Genomic DNA, 21,015 nt, shown 5'->3' on the forward strand with positions numbered 1-21,015 from the left:
ACGTATGAGTACAATCAAAGTAACCCCTGAACAACTACATCACGTATCGAATCAGATGGATCAGGCCAGACAACAGTTGGAGCATATACGGGGTGATCTGACGAGACAGATCATGTTCATTCAGATGATGTGGATGGGTGTGACGCAGGAGCGGTTTTACTATGAGTTTGAGCAATCACGCCTTATACTGGATAAAGCGCTGGAGAGTATGGTGAATACATCCAAGGAATTGAAGGACATCGCTACGCGCTTCCAGGATGCAGATGCTCAGTTGGTAAGTCTGGGTGGTGCAACTGGAGCAGTCGGTGCCGCAGCAATCATGACCAATTCAGCAGGTGATTCAAGCTCGGGTGATAAGGGATATCGGATGGCACGAATCAATATGTTTGGAAAGTGGGTGTGGATGCCTGTCAACGAGGATGGTGATGCGGATCAGGCTGCCCTTCAGGCGTATGAGAAGGATCATGGACATCTGGATGTTAATCGCATGGAAGGTGTGAAGGTTGAACCACCTGGGGATGATATATTTTCACTACAGATCAAGGCATTCCAGAACGGAATACATCCCTATACAGGAGAAACTGTCTCTGATTCTTATGCTCGAACCATGGTTACCTCTCTAAAATTTGCCCAAGTGTTTATGGCGATTCAGATGGTTCGTGGGAGTGTTCCCGGTGGCAAGGGGCCATTTCGCTTACCATCATCTAGTTCAGCTGTGGCGAAAATTAAGCAGAATATTGAGGCTGCAAGTACAGGTGGTAAGAGCCCGAGAAATATAGTATCATCACAAAAAATCAATAATAGGTTTCCTGATGATGCTCAAGCTGGGAAAGAATTCACCTTTAGTATAGAGAGCGGAAGACTGAAAGATGTAAATGGACTTAATGAGATGGATTTTGTTGTAGACATGAAAAACAAACTTCATATAGGAAGAGGTCATTCTTTTCTAGCAAATGGTGAGTCTGTTCAAGCAGCAGGGAAGCTAAAGATAAATGCGGATGGACAGGTTAGAAGAATCACTAACTTATCTGGACATTACACGCCCTCAGTTGAACAAACAAGAGCATTTCCACAAATTCTGGAACAGGCTGGGGTAAAAACCAAAAATGCATGGTTAGAAATATTCTCTATAGATACAACTCCTTCAGGATATGTTAATACCAATGAACTTGTTAAAGTCTCAAGTACGAAAATTTCAGGGAAGTAGGAATGACTTTGGAACAGATAAAACAGATGAATAAAGAAATATTCAAAGAAAATTTATTAAAGACAATTCAAGAAATCTCGAATGAAATTGGGTTAACATCTAATGAATATAGATTCATTATCGAGCCTGTTAGGGAAAAGGATAAGCCTTTGAATAGTGCAGATGATATGATGCGATTGAATATTTTGAGTGAGGATAATATAGGAGGAAAGCAGTTACCGTTAATCAATACGGTGAATGTTCTTTGCGGTTTAGAGCCAATGGTGCCTATATGGATTAATGTAATCTTTATAGGTTTAGATGAAGCAACAGCGATCTTTAAATTACAGTGTAGTCTAAGGTTTAGAAAGCCTACTTTGTTGAGAAATGTTGAAACAGGACATGCTCCCTTTAAAGCGATTATTGAAAGAACAGATTAAAGATAATGACTTTTATAGTCAACTAACCCACATAGATACCGATGAGGGGTTGTGAAGAGATTATGTATGAATATCATGGCTGGGCAACCATTAGAGAAAGTGCGTCGTTTGAAGACGATGAGTATCACTATGGTTTAGTTATTCAACATCTGCGGAAATATGTAGAGGAGCTAAATTGGCCTGCGGGTGTTTTGGACTTGAGAGCGGTTAATGGTGACTTTCAACTATGGATAGCGGGCCTAGATAATCGCAAACCTGTATCAAAGTATGATCCCGCCGAAGTGTTGAAAAAGGTAGGCGAAATAGCTCCGGGCTCCTATGGAATTCTTTATGTAAGAGATAGTGATGATACGGAATCCTTCAATCAGTTTAAGGTCTACACTTTAATCCGAGGTAAAGTAAGGGAGAATGATGATCCGTTTCTCTCCCCATTCATACCTAACATAGAGGATGAAGAGCCATAAAACAAGAGTTAGATCTTAAATTTGAGCTTCAAAAAAAGTGGTTAGAGACTAGTGGTCAAGAAGGTGAGAAGCTACGATTACGGGAAGTTGATTTTCAACATTATGAGTTATCTGGTGTGTGTTTGGAACAATCGTATATGACTAGCTGTAATATCGATAATCTTAGTCTGAACAACATGGATTTCCATGTCTCAGTTTTAAGTTCGGTGGCTGATTACGATTGGGTCTTCACCTGGGAAGATACACAAAAGATACATTCAATGAGTTATGACTCTGATTGGTGCTATAAAGATCCGAAGATGATTTAATATTACAAATAGAGCTGAACCTTTTGTTTATCTTTGAATAATAAGTTAATCCTGCCAGCGGGAGAGTAGAATAAATGAACAAGCCAATTAAAGAGATTTACGCACTAAATCAAAATATTCAGACCGAAGAATCTGAGTATCCTTTGGATCAGTGGTACAACAGACTTATCGATAAAACAATAGATGAGATAGAATTAGAAGATGTTAGTAGAATGCTAGCTCAAAATGTTTTTATGGATCTTGGTATAAAAAAAGCTTTGGAAATTTTAAAAGGTGATCCACTTGCTGGGGAAATGTATGATGGTCATTTATTAAAAATACTCTACTCGATTGAATTAAATCAATTTGAAGAATTATCACAGCTTGCATCTTTGCTCCAGGATATTAACAGAAACCTGTCTAATATTGAATGGGCTGACGAAGAGGATCAGGAAGAGTATACTGAATTATTGAATAATTTCATGAAAAAATTAGAACTTTATCAGGGATAACATTGGAGAGTAGCATCTTGATCTTTTTTTAGGACGAATTATTAAAGGCAAAGGTACCAACACGCCCAACTTTCAGAGACAATTCAGGCTACGCAACCAGAATTGTCTCTTTTTATTGAACAAATTAATCTTTCAGCCCTATAACCGGGTTATCTATCTGACATAAACTAGCGTATACTGATGGAATAGCAAATATCTTCAAATTGCATATTTAAATTGACCCATATTATTGATACACTAGATCAAGGTTATATCATTCAGAGAAGGGGCGGGCCTGTTCAAGAATGGGGCTTGCTGCAATGCCAAATCGATAACGCTTACATCCTTTTGGCAAATATAGGATATAAGGACGGTAGACATGAGCCAGGGACAAACGAGTACAGATGTTATCTTGATTGGTGCCGGAATTATGAGTGCAACTTTGGGAACTTTGCTTAAACAATTGGCACCAGACTGGAATATTAAGGTTTTTGAGAAGCTCGCCAGTGCGGGGGAGGAAAGCTCCAACGAATGGAATAATGCCGGAACCGGGCATTCAGCATTGTGCGAACTTAACTATACCGTTGAACGACCAGACGGATCCGTAGATATTAGCAAAGCGATTAAGGTGAATGAGCATTTTCAAATCTCAAGGCAATTTTGGTCCTATCTCGTCAAAAGCAATCTGATTCGTAATCCACGGGACTTCATTATGCCGCTCCCTCATTTGAGTTATGTGCATGGAGAGCAGAATGTCCAGTTTCTAAAAAGACGCTATGAAGCGTTATCGAAACATCCGTTATTCGTAGGCATGGAATTCTCGGATAATAAGAAAAAACTGGCGGAGTGGATTCCGCTTATGATGAAAAACCGCACGGGCAATGAACCGATTGCAGCCACCAAAATTGACTCCGGTACGGACGTTAACTTTGGTGCTTTAACGCGTATGCTAATGGAACATTTAAAAAGCCAAAACGTGGATATCCACTACCAACATAGCGTGAAGAATATGAAACGCACAAGCAATGGATCTTGGGAATTAGCCGTGAAAAATCTGAAGAGCGGAACCGTCGAACGGCACACCGCACAATTCGTTTTCATCGGTGCGGGCGGCGGAAGCTTGCATTTGCTGCAAAAAGCCGGCATTCCTGAAGGTAAACATATTGGCGGTTTCCCGGTTAGCGGCATCTTCATGGTGTGCAAAAATCCGAAAGTCGTGGAACAGCATCATGCCAAAGTATATGGAAAAGCTTCGGTGGGTGCTCCGCCAATGTCTGTTCCGCATTTGGACACCCGATTTATTGAAAATCAGAAGTCGCTGCTATTTGGACCGTTTGCCGGGTTCTCGCCAAAATTCTTAAAAACAGGCTCCAATGCCGATCTGATTACGTCCGTGAAGCTGCACAATTTGCTCACGATGCTCGCGGCAGGCGTCAAAGAAATTTCACTAACCAAATACCTGATCCAACAACTCATGTTATCCAAAGAACAACGCATGGCCGAATTACGTGACTTTGTTCCAGATGCGAAGAGCGAGGATTGGGATATGGTACTGGCGGGCCAGCGTGTGCAGGTGATTAAGGATACGGCTCAAGGCGGCAAAGGAACGCTTCAATTCGGCACGGAGGTAGTTACTGCGGCGGATGGCTCGATTGCAGCATTGCTCGGAGCTTCACCGGGTGCTTCAACCGCGGTTCACGTGATGCTGGAGATCCTCCAGAAGTGTTTCCCGCAGCATATGAATGCCTGGGAACCAAAGATCAAGGAAATGGTTCCTTCCTATGGCGAGTCATTGGTTGAAAATCTTAGTCTTCTAAACCAGGTACATGCGTCAACCGCTCGGGTGCTTGGGCTGACGGCTGAGAAATCAGTCGTTCGTATGTAACGAGCTGTATGTAACCTGTTCTATAGTAGGTGTGAGAAAGAGCTAAGCCGGCTAAAAACCGTGCTTAGCTCTTTTTTATGTACCATCAGTTGTATGCCGTTCTTCAGTACTACTCCACACAAGTCAGAGAATTCCCCCTTAGTTTCGCATGTCGTAATACTTTCGCCCTGTTGGGAGATCGTGGAATCTGAGATGATGGGTTCATCAAAGGTTCGGGTCACAAACTTCGGACCTTTGGCCTTCAGGCTATGGCGATCCTTCCTTCTAACTTCATTGGCGAACTTAGGGTCGCCGCTTTCCTGAAGATCTCAATTCAGAGAGGAGGCGTCCAGGCTATCATATTCCTTCCTTCTACAGCAGACCACCAATTGTAGGGATATGGCTTTCCTGGACTCTTTTATCATGAACAATACCATCTATTTGCGCAGAGCGAACAAACTCATGATCGAGCAAGAACAAGGGGAGAAACAGCTGCCGAAGGTTTATTTGGCGACTGCCCTTCAAAATATAGAAACGCTTGGATACACATTCTCGGATGAATTGATGCAAGCCGTGCGAACATTATCCAAGGAACAGTTTGAGGTATTGGTTGCCCAGGTTGTGGCTGATCTGAGAATCATGGTCGGCGCCCATGTGGACTACAAACCGATGTACCCTGGATTCCCGGCGCAGGTGATGGAGGAAGATGAGGTGGAGCTTTACCTGAATGCCATCCTTCATTATCTGACCTTGTTATATCCGAATCGTGAACCGGTGGAAAGGGTACCTTTGCTGGGTAAAGTAAACCTGAAAGTCATTGGCCTCGGCAACAAGGCTGACTTTCAGACGCTCATGCGCCAACTGATCGAAGCGAAGGGCTCTATCTCGGAGACAGACAAAGCAGACATCGATACGGTGCTGGAGCATGCAGAACCGGATGAAGTAGATGCGCTGTTGCCAGCCGAGATTCCTTTCAAGGAAAATGTGGGGTTCGTGGTAGCTTCCTTATTAACGTTTGAAAAGGCCAATATCGACCGAATCGGGCCGTATTTCAGAACGGCAACGGATGTGCTTCGTCTTGCTGTGGCTTGGTCAGGTGGCGATGTCAGTCTGGCTCTGGCTTCGCCATTCCGTAAATTCAAGCGCCGTGAAAGACGCCTGTTGCTTGGTCTTCTGGAGCAATGCGGTTCAATTACGGAAGACATGCTTCGTTACAAGGATCGCTGGATTCGACTGGGCGAAATTCTGCATCCTTCTGAATATAAGCTTCGTTACCCGCGATGCGAGGAAGCTTTTGATATTTTGCGTAATAACAAGTCGTTTACGACCTTTAACGGGAGTGTGGAGCTTGCCTTCCAATACCAGAATGTGTGGAGTTTGATTGAGCTGCTGAAGCAGCGCCCTGGTGAATTTGCGAGAAGATTGGATCACTTGTTGCGCTCTACCACGGATAAGGAGTATGTATTGCTGGCGTTCGGAGAAATTCTGGAGCACGTATCGACCCCGGTTTTGTTGCAGGTGAGGGAGCATTTTGCCCGGCGTAATGAACCGCAGGATCTGCGTGTATTTTTCCCGAAAGGCAATGTAGCGAAGGCTTTCGCCATTCCGAATCAGCTTCCCGAGATGGACGATGACACTTGTCGTGCCGTCGTGCAGATGTGTGAGCAGGCGCTGGTGCAGCGTTTCGCCGCCCTTCCTTCGCTTGGAAAGACGTATGTTGATCCACAGCTCCATGATTATCTGGTTCCCTTTTCCCAAAGATCGGCGAGCAAGGCCCTTCATACGATTGTTCGGGGAAGCCGGGTGCCGATGGCCGAGGGAGATACGATTCGTTTCTTCAACTGGTGGAAGGAAGGCACCGTGAATGGTCAAGCAACGGGGCGTGTAGATATCGATCTGTCTGCGGTGATGTACGATGAGAACTGGAACTATGTGGAGCATATTTCCTATACGAATCTGCGTTCATCCAACTACAAGGCCGTTCACAGCGGGGATATCGTGACAGCGCCTCATGGTGCGAGTGAGTTCATTGACCTGCATATTCCGTCGATTGTTGCTTATGGTGGGCGTTATGTGGTGGCGAGTCTGCTTTCCTTTACGAGTCATCCATATTGCGATTTGCCGGAATGCTTTGTGGGCTGGATGATGCGTAAGAAGCCGGGTTCTGGCGAGATCTTCGAGCCGTCCACGGTGGCAAACAAGATTGATATTACGGCAGATACACAGATTGCCATTCCCGTCATTATGGATCTAGTGGAGCGTACGGTCATTTGGACGGATCTGGCACTGACTAGGCACCCGGAATATTACAATAATGTCGAGGGTAATCAAAAAGGGATGGTCCTGATGGGCAAAGCCTTGACCACACTACGCAAGCCGGATCTATACGACTTGTTCACGCTTCATGCCAAGGCCAGAGGTGAACTGGTGGATACGTTGGATCAGGCCGATACAATTTATTCGGTGGAGCAAGGAATTACCCCGTTTGATATCGAGCAGATTATGGCCGAGTATTTGGCTTGAGTCCATCACATATGAATACCGGGATCGAGAAAAGAGAAGAGCAGCGAAATGCTGCTCTTTTTTTGATATTCAACCTGCCGTTAACAGAATCATCGATCTGTAATTGCTAAATAAAGTTATCGGGTTGGCATATAAATTTTCTTGGGTTTCTCACTTTCAGCACTTTAACATTTCTTGTTAAAAGCTCTTTATCGCTTACGATCCACGTATGATCTTTGGAGTTCCTCCTGCGAATCGCAAGGAAATGGGATGAACCTCCTGAATAAATTTTATAGCCCTTTGCCAGGCTGTCCGAACAAAACGTCACGCATTCTCCTCGATTCTGGTCGGGAAAGCCAACCTCGCTTATGACATGTCGTTTTACGAGCAGGGTCGCTCCTTGAATCAGGGGAACATATTGATTCGCCTTGGTAGGGTAACGTAGCAGAAAGAGTTTTTTGCTGCTCAAGTACATGTAGTGGGCTCGTTTCCCTACAATATCTGCTCTGGTCTTTCCCAGGGTATGCACGCTATCTGTTAAATAGAGAGGAGCATAATAATCATCGTCATCAAACTTAGCGATGAGATTGAAATTAGATAATGAAGCTCCATAATTTAGGCAATGTCCAAGCGATACTTGTTCCGGCAGAGAAACTACCCTTACATTTCTATATTGTTTTGCCGCCTGGATATATTCGTTTACACGCAGATTATTATTATTTAATATGATGATAAGCTCTTTGATCTTGTAATTCTGTCTGCTGTAGTTACGAAAAAGGTTGCCCATGCATTGTCGTCGTTTGGTACAAACAATGATAGAAACTCCATTCAAATCACGAGAACGGTCTGGGTTCACCATTATAATAAGCCCTTTGGCTTTTTCTGCACATATTTCTTGTAGTTCGTAACAGAAGGTATTTTTCGGCTCTGAGAGATCAGTTCTTTATCGCTAATGATCCATGTATGGTTGGATGAGTTTCTCCTGCGAATCGCGACAAAATTATTTTTTCCAGCAGAATAAACGCGGTATCCTTTTCGTTTGCTTCTAATGCAAAAAAGATCATCCTCACCGACGCTTTGATTTGGGAAAGGAACTTTGTTTATTACCTTGCGTTTAAAAACTAGCGTTGCGCCAGGGATTAGAGTCACAGGTCGATGTTCATCTTGTGGAAAACGAAGAATAAACGTCTTTGACCCACGTAAATACATATAATGAGACCGCTTGCCAATGACATCGGCTTTGGTTCTTTGAAAGGTCAGCAAACTTTCCGTCAAATAATAGGGAGCGTAGTAATCATCATCATCAAACTTGGCAATATAGTTGTATTTCGTTTTCTTGATCGCGTAATTAAGACAGGCACCTAGGGAGGTACGTTCCGGAAGACGATATACGTGTACGTTTGGGAACTTTTTCGCTAGACTGAGATAAGGCTTGAGGGGGATGTTATTGTTGTTGATAATAATGATAAGTTCTTTCTTGGCGTGGATCTGTCGGCTGTAGTTCTTAAATAGGTTTCTTATATAGCTTTGGCGTTTCGTGCAGGCAATAATAGAAACTCCCTGCTTTTTGATAGAGCTTTTTGGCATGACTCCCATGTGGACCGCTCCCCTTATCCGTTATGTTCAAAACTATCTCTCTTCAAAATATGTGGACAGCAAATAAGAGGAACGGCATATCTACAAAATGGAGAATTCGCACATAAGGCTCTCTTCAACTAATAGTGGTGAAATAGGAAACTCCATTTTACAATTGGTGGTGAGAGAATGGAACGATTAAAGAACAGTGGATTTTATAAACTGAAATTTTTCATTACGCCTGAAGAGCTCAAAAGCCTGCTAGCCCTTTTCGAGCAGAAACAGGTTCAATTTATCAGACCCAATCATGCGCAGACCAAGTATGATTATGATCAGGTATATGAAGCGTATAGCCGATTTTATCAATCTTTTACTGCTACGAAGGAAGAGAACAGAGAGGAGATTCCCCCTCATTTCGTATATTCGCTCTTGAGTAAGCTGGATCAGGGGAAGTCTGGATTTTTCTTGAAAAACGAGGGTGTCTGCTTCCCGTATCTTGGACAATGGGCGGAGGATGAATTGCCGTCTATCGTGCTATCGTTTCCTAAAGGGGTCCAAATGGATTTGGAAGATGAGATTGGGAAATATTATATATACGAGGATATTCGGGAGCATCGGCCGTTAACATATGGGTTATATCATGAAGTGGCAAATGAAATAAAAAAAATAACCAAATTGCTGCGGTTTTCCGTACCTGCACCAGAAGGTTTACACGAGCAAAAGACTTCTGTTCGGGTTAGCAAAGAAGCTATGAATGATATGAGGGAGTCCTGGATTTTCAATAAATATTCGCTTGTTATGAATACCAAATAGGTTACAGCAAGGTAGGCGTAAATTATCGATATCTATCATTCGATCACTTCACGATGATTATTGTTCGCAGCTCGATGAAGCTGCGTTTTTTTTATTCATAATTTATTGATATAATTTCTACAACGAATAAGACAGGGAGGCAAGGTCAATGAATGATGAACTCTTGGAACGGCTAGAGGCTTGGCATGAACAGGATGAGTATGAAGAGATTATAGATGCGATTACAGAGGTTCGGGAAGAGGATCGGGATTATATTCTGGTCAACCATCTGGGTAGAGCCTTGAATAATATGGAGCGTTACCAGGAGGCGGTGGAGCAATTCCTGTCGGTTGAAGAAGAGGGACAAAATGACCCGCTTTGGCATTACCGCATTGGTCTGGCGTATTATTATTTGGAGCAATATGAGAACGCGCGTGAAGCTTTCGAAGCAGCGGACCGATTAGAGCCGGGAGATGAAGATACACAGGAGTTCCTGGAATGGATTCGGAATAAAACAGCAGACGAGCTCACAGAAGAAGCGGTAGAGGAGCCCGTGGATACAGTCCATTCAATCAATGAAACCACCATCGAAGCTGCACCTGGTATCCACCCCGAATCGACGAGCTTCTGGAATGACAGTCCAGCAAACGTCGATCAATATGTGTTGTCCCCTCCTACCGATGAGCAAATTGAAGCAGTGGAGGATCAATTGGTGTTCAAGCTGCCGACATTCTATGTGAACATGATGAAACTACATAATGGTGGTGTGCCCCACTATCGTTATTTTCCGGTTAGTCAGGCGGAGAGTGATGGGAAGATTCAAGTTGAAATTTTCAATATCCTGGGTGTTGGACGGGAAAAGGCACATTCACTGTGTGGAGAAGCGGGCAGTCGAGCGATCATAGAAAAAGGGGGTTATCCTGAGATTGGTGTCATTCTATGTGAGTGTTCTTCCAATTCAGAGGTCGTGATGCTGGATTATCGTGAATCCGGCAATGCCGGCGAGCCCGAGGTTGTCCATGTGAATAAAGCAGAAGGCTACAAGATCACTTGGCTTGCGCCCAATGTTGAGACCTTTATTCAAGGTTTGGTGAATGAGGGAAATCAACCTGCAAACCTTGAGGGTTCACTGTAAGAAGGTGATAGCTTCCTGTGATATAAAATATTGAAGAGGCTGCATCCGTAACAAAGGGTGCAGCTTTTTCAGTTAAAACCTCTCATTCATGCTGTAGAAGAAGAACGTAATGTTAATGGTGAGATCACCGGTGTATTGTTTAGCTGCGTTCAGGTAGCTCAGTCGTCAGATCTTCCCCATAAAGCTCGTTCAAATGATCGATGTGACCCTCGCCCCAATCATTCATGGCCTGTAATAAAGGGGTCATTCGTTGACCGTACTCCGTGATGGAGTACTCTACTTTGGGAGGTATCTGCTGATAGACCTCACGATGGACGATGTCATGGTACTCCAATTCCCTTAATTGTTGGGTGAGCATTTTCTTGGTAATGTCAGGGATGGCCCTCTGAAGCTCGCTAAATCTCATGGTGCCATTGGCGAAAAGCCGAAGTAAAATCACCGGTTTCCATTTTCCAACAAGAATGTCCAACGCCGTTTCAAACTTGCAGTAAGTACTCATATGATGCCCTCAACTCCTTTATTTATCTAAGGTTTCTTTTTGTATACTATGTTTAGTTTAAGTGCCTACTTCCAAATAGTTAACCCATAAAATATTATATGCCTAGGTATTGATCATATACAAGAAGAGGGGCTTACGAGTTATGAATATGGCGTTATGGATTGTTCAAGGTATATTGGGTTTAGGATTTATTTTCTCGGGATGGATGAAGGCATTCCAGTATGAACAGGCAAAGAAATCGTGGCCTTGGGCAAGCGAAGTTTCGAGAGGGTTAGTATTTTTTATCGGGATCTTGGAACTGGTTGGGGTCATTGGACTTATTGTTCCTCAAGCAACAGATATCGCCCCTGGATTGACGCCACTGGCGGCCATTGGTCTTGCTGTCGTTGTACTGTTAGGAGCCATATTCCACATTGCCCGTAAGGAGTATAAGCAAATTGGCGTGAATATCGTGTTCCTGGCGTTAGCCGTGTTCGTAGCGGTAGGCCGCTTCTGAGTTTCAAGATCACGATAGGGACAATGAACAAATATTTTGGATAACGGGAAGTAGAGGCGAGGCGATTGATTTCCGGTAGGGTTACGGAGAGCGGTCGCTATTTTTTATCTGGATAAGATACAAAAAAACAGAGAGAGATTACGGCAGGCTGATAGCTATTTTCATTGCCACGGTATGTAATATAATGGTATTATTTTAATGATATTACCAGTAAGTTGGATCTATATTATTCCTATACAGGAGGTGGTGGTATAAGAGACTGATATGGAAGAAAGTTGACTCCATGGATATGCCGCATGCAGCAAGAATACCGAGATGAGACATAGGCTCGTTTGTCATACATTATAATGTAAGCGCTTTACTTCTGATTCAGCTATCACATATACGATATTTAAATCTGATTTTGGCCCATTACGAAAACGTTAAAAAAACTATTCCAGGGAGGGATTAGCTCGTGAGCAGACGTTTAATGAAGAAGGCATTCAGTTCGTTTCTATTACTGGTGATGATGGCAGCAGCGGTATTATATCCAACATCCACCGGACACGCGGCCACCATCTATGTTACGGATAACGGGTCGAGGATTGAAGTGAACACAGGAGCAGGGCTGGTATACACGGTGAATAAAACCAATGGAGATATCATATCTGCCAAAATGAACGGAACGGAGCTGAACGGCTCCAGCAAGGCGTCCCATATCGGCTCTGGTTTGGGCTCAGCCAATGTAACCTGGAACACATCTCCTTCGGGATCAACTGTATTGATCACCGTATCAACCAGCACGCTTACCCACTATTATGCATCACGGGGCGGTGAGAACATTATCTATATGGCAACGTACGTCACAGCAGAACCGTCTGTGGGTGAGTTGCGTTATATTTTCCGGGGCAACGGCAGCGTATTAACAGGAGTTCCGGCCAATTCGAATAATCGGAATAACACCGGCGCGATTGAGAGCCAGGACGTTTTTGGTTACGCTAACGGACAGAGTACATCGAAGTATTACGGCAATGATCAAGCTAAGGATCTGACCATTCGAGGTGTTACGGGTAGCGGCGTGGGTGTGTTCATGGCCTATGGCGACCGAGAGAAAAGTTCGGGAGGTCCGTTCTTCCGTGATATTCAGTTCCAGAGCGGTGGAGATACGGAGGTCTACAATTACATGAATTCAGGACATGCCCAGACTGAAAATTGGCGCATGGGTCTGCATGGGCCGTATGCCTTGATTTTCACCACCGGTGCAACGCCAAGCGTACCTGATTTTAGCTGGATGTCGGGTCTGAACCTGATAGGTTGGGTATCCAGCCGAGGTAATGTCGTGCTTAATGGGCTCTCTGGCATGGATACGGGGTATGCGTATACAGTTGGTTTTGCTAATAGCAACGCCCAATATTGGGTGAATTCCTCTTCGAGCGGGGCAGCTGCCAAATACAGCATGATTCCGGGTACATACACCATGACGGTGTATAAGGGGGAACTGGCCGTCTATACGGAAAGTGTGAACATCACTGGAGGATCAACGACAACGCTGAATACGCGTACGATCAACAATGACCCAAGTAAAGCATCCAGCATCTGGCGTATTGGGAATTGGGATGGTACGCCATCGGAGTTCCTGAACGGCCAGACGATTCCAATCCGTCATCCTTCCGATAGCCGTAATCCAAGCTGGGGTCCTGTCAGTTATGCCACCGGCAGTGCAACCAACAAGTTCCCAGCGATTCAGTTCCGGGGACAAAACTCGCCCACAACCGTTACCTTTAGCCTGAACTCTTCCCAAGCGGCATCTTCGCATGTACTTAACATCGGTATTACGGCAGCATACAACAATGGAAGACCCAGCGTAACGATTAACGGTCAGACGTTAACCAATCCGGCAGCTTCCTCCCAACCGAACTCTCGCAGCTTTACGATTGGGACCTATCGGGGCAACAATACAACCTTTTCCTGGAATATCCCGGCTTCCTATTTCGTTAATGGGTCCAACACCGTGACCATTACGCCAATCAGCGGCTCCAGCGACTTGGGCAATTGGTTAAGTGCCGGGTGGGTGTATGACTGTGTTGAATTGCTGAATTAATTTAGTCGGGGTGCTGAGGGAGGTTTATCTGCATACGTTCATATATATTAAATAAAGCCGGTGACTGTATGTCTGGCATCAAACATTGTTCAGGAATATTGCACGTAGTGAATATTCTGGCTTTGATTCTTTTCTTGACGGCATGTACTTCTTACACCAACGTCTCTTCAGAAGAAGTCAAATCTTTTCGGCAGGATATCGAGCAAGATTTTCCTGTTATTCAAAAGACGGAGATTCGTTATTCCACACCTCGGGTCGAAGTCGCATATACGGTCAAAACAGAACCGGATGAAGAAGAGATTCATCGACTTTTCACTCAAACCACAGTATTTATGACCAGCCCTTCTTTTAAAAGTGAAATTATTGATGAACAGTACCGTAGGAAATATCCAAGCTGGGGCGACCCGGAGCTTGCCGTGACTGTAACCTTACGCGGAAAGGATATATCTGCTTACCAATTTACTTGCAAGCCAGAGAAATCCGAATCCGATTCTGGTAACGCGACAAATGCTCAGTGGTACGTTCAGACACCAGATGATACGGTGGGCAAGCCTTATCCTGACTCTGGGATGGAGAATGAAAAGTGACATTATCAAAATTTTCAGAAAACTTGGATCAATTTATTGATTAAGAGACTTGATGCTATACAGCCCTCAAATCCATGAGGGCTGTATTTATATAACACTTCGCTTGTTTCGCTAAAGGCATCCAAAATAAGGATACAGAGCCGTATGCGTTGCAGAAAGACCATTCCTCTGTTATTATTTAGACATCTAATATTTAGTCATCTAAATAACTAAATAATAGAGCTGCTATTCATTTTCGGTTTCTTTATGAAAGGAGCTTGAGAACCATGTTGAGAATGAAAGACAAAGTAGCCCTTGTAACTGGAGGTGCTTCTGGAATAGGATTGTCCGCAGCCCAATTGATGGCGAGAGAAGGAGCGAAAGTCGTTATTGCTGATTTCAATGTCAATGGGGCAAAAGAAGCGGCAGCGAACATTCAAGCTGAAGGCGGAGATGCAGTAGCCGTTTTTGTTGATGCGGGAGACGAATTTTCTATTAAGGAAGCTGTGGAATTTACGGTCCAACAATATGGTAAACTCACGAGTCTGTTCAACAACGTTGGCCTGACCAACCTGAAGAAGGATTTGGACGTGGTTAACGTAGATCTGGACGAGTGGGATCGGCTGATGAACGTGAATCTGAAAAGCGTGCTGCTCGGCTGTAGATTCGCCATCCCTCACATGATTGAAGCGGGTGAAGGTTCCATCATTAATACGGCCTCCATGGCTGGCTTTACAGGCGATGCGGTTCGGGTTGCTTACGGTGCCTCAAAAGCAGGAGTAGTGAATCTAACAAGGTATATTGCCACCCAATATGGCAAGCATAACATTCGTTGCAATGCTGTCGCACCTGGATTGATCTTGACCCCGGCAACCCAGAATAATATGCCTCCGGATGTATTGGATATGTTCGCAAAGTATAACGTACTGCCTTATCACGGGGAACCCGATGATATTGGATACACCGTCGTATTCCTGGCCTCAGATGAGTCCAAATTCATAACCGGTCAGACCATCCAGGTTGAGGGCGGCCATTATATTGCCAACCCAACCGTTCCGGATTTTGAACAGTTTATGAAATCACACAATACGCCTAGCAACTAAAGCAGCGTCGTATAAATAAATTACGTTAGGAGCGTTTCATATGGGAAGATTAGACAATAAAGTAGCTATTATTACTGGTGGAGCATCAGGAATTGGTGAAGGCATGGTGGATCTCTTTGCAAAGGAAGGCGCCATCGTTATTGCTGCAGACATTAATGAGGAAGCACTGGAGAAAGCAAGCCAAAAAGAGAATGTGTATGGAATGAAGTTGAATGTTTCCTCCGATGAAGATTGGGAGATATTAGCGAAAGTAGTTAATGAACGTTTTGGTAAAATCGATATTCTGGTCAACAATGCAGGTATTTCTTCAGAGAAGCCATTTGAGGAGATCAATGCGCAGGATTGGCAGAAAATGCTCTCCATTAATGGCTTTGGCCCATTTGCTGGCATGAAACATGTAGCTCCTTATATGGCAGCACAAAAGAAAGGTTCCATCGTCAATATCTCTTCATACACCGCATTGATTGGACAAGGCTTTAACCACTATTCGGCATCCAAAGGGGCAGTACGCGCATTATCCAAAGCAGCGGCGACAACCTTTGGTCGTCAAGGTGTTCGGGTGAATGCTCTCTTCCCTGGGATCATCGAAACACCAATGACTCAAGCCTTGAACACGTCGAAGGAATTGCTTGATCGACTCGTTCAGGCAACGCCTTTGCAACGTCTGGGGCAGGCTATCGATATTGCCAACGCTGCATTGTTCCTGGCATCGGATGATTCTTCGTACATTACAGGATCTGAGCTGGTTATCGATGGTGGATACTCAGCCCAATAGCGTGTAAAATGATGACAGCCCTTAAGTAGAATGAGGGCTGTTGTTTTATTTTTGCGAGGAGGATCACATGGAAGAACAGAACATTTTTGAGCTCATACACAACATGGACAATTTCACCAATAAATTGATTATACAGTGGAACAAATCGTTTAATGAGGACCTCGGCGTCTCTCATGTGCTGGTACTCAGTCATCTCAATCAAAATGGAAAAAGCCGACCTTCGGATATTGCCAAGCTATTGGGCCTGACCCCACCTACGCTCAGCTATTTAGCTGATAAGCTGGTTGCCAAGAAATTAGCCGTCAGAATGGTAGATGAAGCTGACCGCCGTATTATATATTTGAACATTACTGACAAAGGGATCGAAGTCCTCGAAAGAGCAATATTGGAGGGGCAGAAGCTGCGTAAAAATTTATTCCAGAAACTGACCCAAGAGGATCGAGCACAATTAGTTAATATTTTTGAGAAGATGAATCGGGATGATTGAAGAATAGCCTGAACCTTTGAAATAAAGGAAGCAGGCTATTTTTTTGTAACACTAATACCTATCCAGTCAGAATTTTAGTTATGATATAAGGATAAGAGGCATTTTGCCAAGCGCTTCTAGTTCAATAATGATCCAGCGCATCGCTGGTGTGCAAAATACAATTTGTTCAGTATGCACTGAATTTTGGAAGGGGGTTAGAAGCTGATATGCAGGAACCGATCAAAGTATATAACACTGCAGTTGAAGCCCTTCTTGAAGTGATTGGCGGCAAGTGGAAGCCAGTTATCTTATTCCATCTTACCTTTGGCAAGAAACGTAATGGCGAACTGATGAGGCTGCTACCATCCATTACACAGAAAGTGTTGACCCAACAGCTTGGTGAACTGACGGATGCGGGTATTATTTCACGTATTTCCCATCACCAGGTCCCGCCGAAGGTGGAATATGAGTTAACGGAGTATGGGTGGAGCCTTAAAGAGATTCTTCATCTGATGTGCAGGTGGGGTGATACACACGTGGAAAAAGTTTATGGTGATCGAGGAAAAATTTTATTCAAGCCGCCGACATCTGACCATTAACGGTGCAAAGCCGATTCTTTGTAACAGGAATCGGCTTATTGTGCATGCTATATCTATTACGGAATGATCTTGCGCTCGCGTAGATTTTCAAATATATCCATAAACATAGTCTCTGTATCAACGAAATCGTGAAATCCGAAACGACGGGCTTTGGATCCATCCGCGAAGAAATCATAATCCCAAGAGAAGACAAAATCACCGAAGGACCAGGAGGATACATCCTCATAGGAGGTCTTCATTAAATCATACTTTTCAATCATGGAATTCCAAAGCACCTCTTTATCTGCCATAACGGTTGCAAGCGAGAGAGGCAGGGGTGGTGCCGTTTCCAGTTCGAAAAATGCAGCAATTTTGGGCCAAAGTTCATTCCAGCGAAACAGATCGCCGTTGGTGATATTAAACGCTTGATTGGCACAGCGTGGATCGGTTGCTGCCCAGACAGTCGCACGAGCGAGCAGTGATGCATCGGTCATTTCAAGCAGGGAATGGTAAGCTCCGGGTTTCCCGGGAAAACGAAGTGGCAAGCCAAGTTCCTTAGAAATGGATGCATACACCCCAATAACCATGGCGAGGTTCATTGGATTACCCAGAGCAAACCCACATACAACGGATGGCCGCAGGGCTGACCAGGTCCAACTGCTTCCAGATTGCCGTTCCTCGAGAAACTGCTGCTGGTCGATATTGAATTCAGGGGGCATATGATACGCATCCGTTTCCCTGGCAGGTGTTTTAAATGGGCCCAGATGTGCACCGTACACCTTATAACCTTGCATTAGACTGATATGTTGGAGATTGGGGGCGATCGGTTCAATGGTATTCACGACATTGACGAGCATGTCGAGATTGGGCTGGACCAATTCGGCCCAGGTCGGGCGATCCTGATAAGCTGCGTAGAAAATATGAGTAACCGATGTTAACTGGCACAGTTTGGCCTGAGTATCTGCTTCGTTTAGCAAATCGGCCGATATATATTGTAACCTAGGGGCATCTTCCCCTCCGCGACGTGATACACCAATAATATTCCATTCCGGAAGTGTCATTAAATAATCAATAAGGTTTCTTCCAATGACGCCTCCAGCACCGATGACAAGCGCAGTGTAACGGGTAACAGATTGATTGGGTTTCAATGGGCATGCTCCTCTCTTCTTCTGTCATTATTGTGGATCAGAAAAAGAAAGGTGAGAAGTACGCACCTCAAAGTGACATACGCACTTGAGAGTAATATATGGGCCAGGGGTAGGTTGTAGAGGCTCTTTAGCGTAATAAGTACTTCCCTTATTTTTATCATTTCTAATGAATTCTTCATATGTTAGTATGTTTAACGTCTTAAGCGCAGATGAATGAGGAGCGCTAATCGAGGGTATGATGGGTGGAATATTATGCGCAATTGGGTTCGTAATGAAAGTGTGCAAATGACTGCAGTTGCTTTTGCGACTGCTGTGGGGGCGCTTTTTAAAATAAATCCTTTTCGGGAGGATTACTTCCGGATTGGTCTGGGTGTAAGTATACTTTTATTTTTGCTGATGCTTATGCCGCATCTGTCTTATGTAAAGACAGGGATTTTGGCGGGGATTGCGAATTTCATTTTTCAATCGGCTGATTTACTGAATCATGTGAATTCGATCTCAATCGTCGAAAGCATGCAGGATAATCTGGGCGCGGGAATATATTATGTCGTGTTCACCTATGGCCTCAGCAAACTCAAGAACAGATTCCATGAGATACCGCCTCTTGTGCTGGGTGGATTGATTACGTGCATTGATTTTTCCTCTAATCTCGTGGAGCTATTCATTCGCGGTGTGTTGAGTGGGACAAATATCTTTTATATGAAAGAATGGCTTTATCTGCTGGTGCTCGGTGGTTTGCGAAGCTACTTTATCATCGGGCTGTATAACAGCTTTGCGGTGAGGCAGATGCGATTGCTACATGCTGAACAGGAGAAGCGGATGGAGCAGATGCTGAGCGTTAACTCTGGTCTGTACGGTGAAGTCTTTTATCTGAAAAAAGCCATGAATACAATTGAAGGCATTGCCGTAGACAGCTACGACCTTTATCGTGATCTCAGAGAGCAGGAATTGAACCATTATAGCCAGCGAACGCTCGGCATTGCTCAACAGATTCATGAGGTCAAAAAGGACTCCCAACGTATCCTTGCAGGTCTGTTGAAATTGTACGATAGCGAAAAATCAGTGAATATGAGCCTTTCCGAGGTGCTGAACTTTGCAACCAAAGGAAATCGGAAATATAGTGAAATGCTGAACAAAAAGATTGAGATTCATATCGACCAGCAATATGATTGCGACTCCCCTTACTACATTCCTCTCTTAACTGTAATGAATAATCTGATCGCCAATGCCGTGGAAGCCATTGAGAACGACGGAACAATTCGGATTCGAGTATTGGAAGAGGGGGCGGATGTGCAATTTGTGGTTATCGATTCTGGGAAAGGTGTACCCGAGGCGAAGCGAGACGTGATCTTCGAACCGGGTTATACAACTAAATTCAATGAAGTGGGCATTGCAGCAACCGGAATTGGCCTGTCCCATGTACGTGATATCGTTCAGTCTCTGGAAGGCCGAATTGGCGTGAAATCAGCGCCGCAAGGCGATAGGGGCTCCGCGTTTGTCGTATCGATTCCGAAAGCTAATCTTGTTAAGGAAGATGGTGCAGACGATGCTTTCTATCCAGATCGTGGGTGATGAATATAGGGTGTTATTTTGTGGCAGTCTTTATATTTCAAAAGTAAATGTATTCCCCGTCCTCAGGAATCACGACTGAATCTAATAACTGCTGCTGTTCTATGTACTGTAATAGATCCTTTCTTGATGAAGTACAATGTCGGATGGCATCCATATGTACAGCGACAACTTTGGTGGAGGGTGAAGTCTTCAGGATTGTACCGATATCCTCGGGTATCATTGTAATGACTGAACCAAATAACAATTGAGCATTCGGTGCATTGACGATGCATATCCGAGGGTTGTGCTGCTCAAACACTTGCTTAATCTGATCTGTAAGGACACAATCACCCACAATATACAACGATCTGTCGTCAGGTGTATTCAGGATAAACCCGGATACGGGGCCAAGCAGTTTGGAGATGTTTCCTTTTGCGTGCTGACCACGAATTCTTGTAAAATCTATCCCCTCCCAGTGTTTGAACTGCTCGATAGGGAATACATTCTCGAACCCCCACGATAAAATGCGTTGTTGATCTTCCGGCTGGCAAAGTACAGGTATCTTTTTGTTGAGTATTTTCTTTGCCGTTTTGTCAAAGTGGTCAACATGTAAATGTGTAACGAGTATCGCATCAATGTGTTTGAAAGTTTCTAGTGGCACAGATAATGGGACGGTTGGGTTTCTGCGAACGTGACGTGTAAAGGGAATAGGCGGAAGTTCTCCCGTATCACTTAACATTGGATCGAGTAGAATCGTTTTTCCTTGTATGGTGATCAGGGAGGTAGCATGGCGGATATGCTGAATGGTTAGCGTCATGGCGAATATTCTCCTTAGATGAAACGTGTATTTGTTTAATAATACCGACCGGTCTGTTTTAAAATAACATAAACTACGCTCCTCATGCAATATCCTTGAATTTCAGTTTTCATGTACAGCATATGTATGAATACATGCTTGTATTAGGCCATAGGCGTATGATATTTTAAGACCAATCGGTATGAATGGAAAAGGAGGGA

21 protein-coding genes are annotated in these 21,015 nt (G+C 44.1%); 16 read left to right on the top strand and 5 right to left on the bottom strand.

From position 1 onward, the window contains the following. Positions 1-4 precede the first annotated feature (4 nt). The 6 genes from MHB84_RS13500 to MHB84_RS13525 all read left to right on the top strand — a co-directional run bounded on the left by MHB84_RS13500 (position 5) and on the right by MHB84_RS13525 (position 7,255). Positions 5-1,207, top strand: coding sequence for a WXG100 family type VII secretion target (locus MHB84_RS13500; protein WP_076287233.1), 1,203 nt, complete (start codon positions 5-7; stop codon positions 1,205-1,207). A 2-nt stretch (positions 1,208-1,209) separates the two neighbouring features. Further along, a complete protein-coding gene (locus MHB84_RS13505) occupies positions 1,210-1,626 on the top strand; it encodes a hypothetical protein (protein ID WP_083678715.1) in 417 nt (138 codons plus the stop codon). Positions 1,627-1,688: 62 nt separating this feature from the next. Continuing rightward, on the top strand, positions 1,689-2,090 hold the full coding sequence (locus tag MHB84_RS13510; protein WP_076287234.1) for an Imm7 family immunity protein: 402 nt from the start codon (positions 1,689-1,691) through the stop codon (positions 2,088-2,090). A gap of 382 nt (positions 2,091-2,472) precedes the next feature. Continuing rightward, positions 2,473-2,889 carry a contact-dependent growth inhibition system immunity protein gene (locus MHB84_RS13515; protein WP_076287235.1) on the top strand — a complete coding sequence of 139 codons (417 nt, stop codon included), beginning with the start codon at positions 2,473-2,475 and terminating at the stop codon, positions 2,887-2,889. A 358-nt stretch (positions 2,890-3,247) separates the two neighbouring features. Then, on the top strand, positions 3,248-4,753 hold the full coding sequence (locus MHB84_RS13520) for a malate:quinone oxidoreductase (protein ID WP_076287236.1): 1,506 nt from the start codon (positions 3,248-3,250) through the stop codon (positions 4,751-4,753). A 402-nt stretch (positions 4,754-5,155) separates the two neighbouring features. Beyond that, on the top strand, positions 5,156-7,255 hold the full coding sequence (locus MHB84_RS13525; protein ID WP_076287685.1) for a TerD family protein: 2,100 nt from the start codon (positions 5,156-5,158) through the stop codon (positions 7,253-7,255). 106 nt (positions 7,256-7,361) lie between these two features. Here the strand turns inward: MHB84_RS13525 and MHB84_RS13530 are convergent, their stop codons facing one another. Then, a complete protein-coding gene (locus MHB84_RS13530) occupies positions 7,362-8,093 on the bottom strand; it encodes a glycosyltransferase (protein WP_076287237.1) in 732 nt (243 codons plus the stop codon). After that, a complete protein-coding gene (locus MHB84_RS13535) occupies positions 8,093-8,830 on the bottom strand; it encodes a glycosyltransferase (protein ID WP_076287238.1) in 738 nt (245 codons plus the stop codon). The genes MHB84_RS13530 and MHB84_RS13535 overlap by 1 nt, the downstream gene beginning before the upstream one ends. A 168-nt stretch (positions 8,831-8,998) precedes the next feature. Between MHB84_RS13535 and MHB84_RS13540 the strand changes: the two genes are divergently transcribed. After that, positions 8,999-9,622 (top strand): hypothetical protein, encoded by a 624-nt coding sequence (locus MHB84_RS13540; RefSeq protein ID WP_076287239.1) that lies wholly within the window; start codon positions 8,999-9,001, stop codon positions 9,620-9,622. 148 nt (positions 9,623-9,770) lie between these two features. Further along, positions 9,771-10,736, top strand: coding sequence for an SMI1/KNR4 family protein (locus tag MHB84_RS13545; RefSeq protein WP_076287240.1), 966 nt, complete (start codon positions 9,771-9,773; stop codon positions 10,734-10,736). 139 nt (positions 10,737-10,875) lie between these two features. Here the strand turns inward: MHB84_RS13545 and MHB84_RS13550 are convergent, their stop codons facing one another. Continuing rightward, positions 10,876-11,235 carry a winged helix-turn-helix transcriptional regulator gene (locus MHB84_RS13550; protein ID WP_076287241.1) on the bottom strand — a complete coding sequence of 120 codons (360 nt, stop codon included), beginning with the start codon at positions 11,233-11,235 and terminating at the stop codon, positions 10,876-10,878. A gap of 142 nt (positions 11,236-11,377) precedes the next feature. Here MHB84_RS13550 and MHB84_RS13555 point away from each other — a divergent pair, with 142 nt between their 5' ends. The 7 genes from MHB84_RS13555 to MHB84_RS13585 all read left to right on the top strand — a co-directional run bounded on the left by MHB84_RS13555 (position 11,378) and on the right by MHB84_RS13585 (position 17,320). After that, positions 11,378-11,731: a DoxX family protein gene (locus MHB84_RS13555; RefSeq protein WP_076287242.1), complete on the top strand. Its 354-nt coding sequence runs from the start codon at positions 11,378-11,380 to the stop codon at positions 11,729-11,731. Between the two features lie 454 nt (positions 11,732-12,185). Further along, entirely contained in the window at positions 12,186-13,811 is a 1,626-nt protein-coding gene (locus tag MHB84_RS13560; RefSeq protein ID WP_083678716.1) for a rhamnogalacturonan lyase B N-terminal domain-containing protein, read from the top strand. A 68-nt stretch (positions 13,812-13,879) separates the two neighbouring features. After that, a complete protein-coding gene (locus MHB84_RS13565) occupies positions 13,880-14,398 on the top strand; it encodes a hypothetical protein (protein WP_143764480.1) in 519 nt (172 codons plus the stop codon). A 266-nt stretch (positions 14,399-14,664) separates the two neighbouring features. After that, positions 14,665-15,480 (top strand): SDR family NAD(P)-dependent oxidoreductase, encoded by an 816-nt coding sequence (locus MHB84_RS13570; RefSeq protein ID WP_076287244.1) that lies wholly within the window; start codon positions 14,665-14,667, stop codon positions 15,478-15,480. 40 nt (positions 15,481-15,520) lie between these two features. Next, positions 15,521-16,255 (top strand): SDR family NAD(P)-dependent oxidoreductase, encoded by a 735-nt coding sequence (locus MHB84_RS13575; protein ID WP_076287245.1) that lies wholly within the window; start codon positions 15,521-15,523, stop codon positions 16,253-16,255. 67 nt (positions 16,256-16,322) lie between these two features. Further along, the gene (locus tag MHB84_RS13580) at positions 16,323-16,742 is read left to right on the top strand and encodes a MarR family winged helix-turn-helix transcriptional regulator (RefSeq protein ID WP_076287246.1); all 420 of its coding nucleotides are present in this window, start codon (positions 16,323-16,325) and stop codon (positions 16,740-16,742) included. A gap of 206 nt (positions 16,743-16,948) precedes the next feature. Next, positions 16,949-17,320, top strand: a complete 372-nt coding sequence (locus MHB84_RS13585) for a winged helix-turn-helix transcriptional regulator (protein ID WP_076287247.1) — start codon at positions 16,949-16,951, stop codon at positions 17,318-17,320. Between the two features lie 56 nt (positions 17,321-17,376). Here MHB84_RS13585 and MHB84_RS13590 read toward each other — a convergent pair whose 3' ends face one another. Beyond that, on the bottom strand, positions 17,377-18,447 hold the full coding sequence (locus tag MHB84_RS13590; RefSeq protein WP_076287248.1) for an SDR family oxidoreductase: 1,071 nt from the start codon (positions 18,445-18,447) through the stop codon (positions 17,377-17,379). Positions 18,448-18,699: 252 nt separating this feature from the next. Between MHB84_RS13590 and MHB84_RS13595 the strand changes: the two genes are divergently transcribed. After that, complete coding sequence (locus tag MHB84_RS13595) at positions 18,700-20,019, top strand: sensor histidine kinase (protein ID WP_076287249.1); 1,320 nt, start codon at positions 18,700-18,702, stop codon at positions 20,017-20,019. 37 nt (positions 20,020-20,056) lie between these two features. On the opposite strand, the gene MHB84_RS13600 is transcribed toward MHB84_RS13595, so the two are convergent. Continuing rightward, positions 20,057-20,815, bottom strand: a complete 759-nt coding sequence (locus MHB84_RS13600) for an MBL fold metallo-hydrolase (RefSeq protein ID WP_076287250.1) — start codon at positions 20,813-20,815, stop codon at positions 20,057-20,059. Positions 20,816-21,015 lie beyond the last annotated feature (200 nt).

The sequence above is a fragment of the Paenibacillus sp. FSL F4-0087 genome (assembly GCF_038020215.1).
In the GTDB taxonomy this organism is placed as follows: domain Bacteria; phylum Bacillota; class Bacilli; order Paenibacillales; family Paenibacillaceae; genus Paenibacillus; species Paenibacillus taichungensis.

Excerpts from the sequence above, each read along its gene's own strand:
- MHB84_RS13500 (WP_076287233.1), top strand. The coding sequence starts at position 5 with ATGAGTACAATCAAAGTAACCCCTGAACAACTACATCACGTATCGAAT.
- MHB84_RS13505 (WP_083678715.1), top strand. The coding sequence starts at position 1,210 with ATGACTTTGGAACAGATAAAACAGATGAATAAAGAAATATTCAAAGAA.
- MHB84_RS13510 (WP_076287234.1), top strand. The coding sequence starts at position 1,689 with ATGTATGAATATCATGGCTGGGCAACCATTAGAGAAAGTGCGTCGTTT.
- MHB84_RS13515 (WP_076287235.1), top strand. The coding sequence starts at position 2,473 with ATGAACAAGCCAATTAAAGAGATTTACGCACTAAATCAAAATATTCAG.
- MHB84_RS13520 (WP_076287236.1), top strand. The coding sequence starts at position 3,248 with ATGAGCCAGGGACAAACGAGTACAGATGTTATCTTGATTGGTGCCGGA.
- MHB84_RS13525 (WP_076287685.1), top strand. The coding sequence starts at position 5,156 with ATGAACAATACCATCTATTTGCGCAGAGCGAACAAACTCATGATCGAG.
- MHB84_RS13530 (WP_076287237.1), bottom strand. The coding sequence starts at position 8,093 with ATGGTGAACCCAGACCGTTCTCGTGATTTGAATGGAGTTTCTATCATT.
- MHB84_RS13535 (WP_076287238.1), bottom strand. The coding sequence starts at position 8,830 with ATGGGAGTCATGCCAAAAAGCTCTATCAAAAAGCAGGGAGTTTCTATT.
- MHB84_RS13540 (WP_076287239.1), top strand. The coding sequence starts at position 8,999 with ATGGAACGATTAAAGAACAGTGGATTTTATAAACTGAAATTTTTCATT.
- MHB84_RS13545 (WP_076287240.1), top strand. The coding sequence starts at position 9,771 with ATGAATGATGAACTCTTGGAACGGCTAGAGGCTTGGCATGAACAGGAT.
- MHB84_RS13550 (WP_076287241.1), bottom strand. The coding sequence starts at position 11,235 with ATGAGTACTTACTGCAAGTTTGAAACGGCGTTGGACATTCTTGTTGGA.
- MHB84_RS13555 (WP_076287242.1), top strand. The coding sequence starts at position 11,378 with ATGAATATGGCGTTATGGATTGTTCAAGGTATATTGGGTTTAGGATTT.
- MHB84_RS13565 (WP_143764480.1), top strand. The coding sequence starts at position 13,880 with ATGTCTGGCATCAAACATTGTTCAGGAATATTGCACGTAGTGAATATT.
- MHB84_RS13570 (WP_076287244.1), top strand. The coding sequence starts at position 14,665 with ATGTTGAGAATGAAAGACAAAGTAGCCCTTGTAACTGGAGGTGCTTCT.
- MHB84_RS13575 (WP_076287245.1), top strand. The coding sequence starts at position 15,521 with ATGGGAAGATTAGACAATAAAGTAGCTATTATTACTGGTGGAGCATCA.
- MHB84_RS13580 (WP_076287246.1), top strand. The coding sequence starts at position 16,323 with ATGGAAGAACAGAACATTTTTGAGCTCATACACAACATGGACAATTTC.
- MHB84_RS13585 (WP_076287247.1), top strand. The coding sequence starts at position 16,949 with ATGCAGGAACCGATCAAAGTATATAACACTGCAGTTGAAGCCCTTCTT.
- MHB84_RS13595 (WP_076287249.1), top strand. The coding sequence starts at position 18,700 with ATGCGCAATTGGGTTCGTAATGAAAGTGTGCAAATGACTGCAGTTGCT.
- MHB84_RS13600 (WP_076287250.1), bottom strand. The coding sequence starts at position 20,815 with ATGACGCTAACCATTCAGCATATCCGCCATGCTACCTCCCTGATCACC.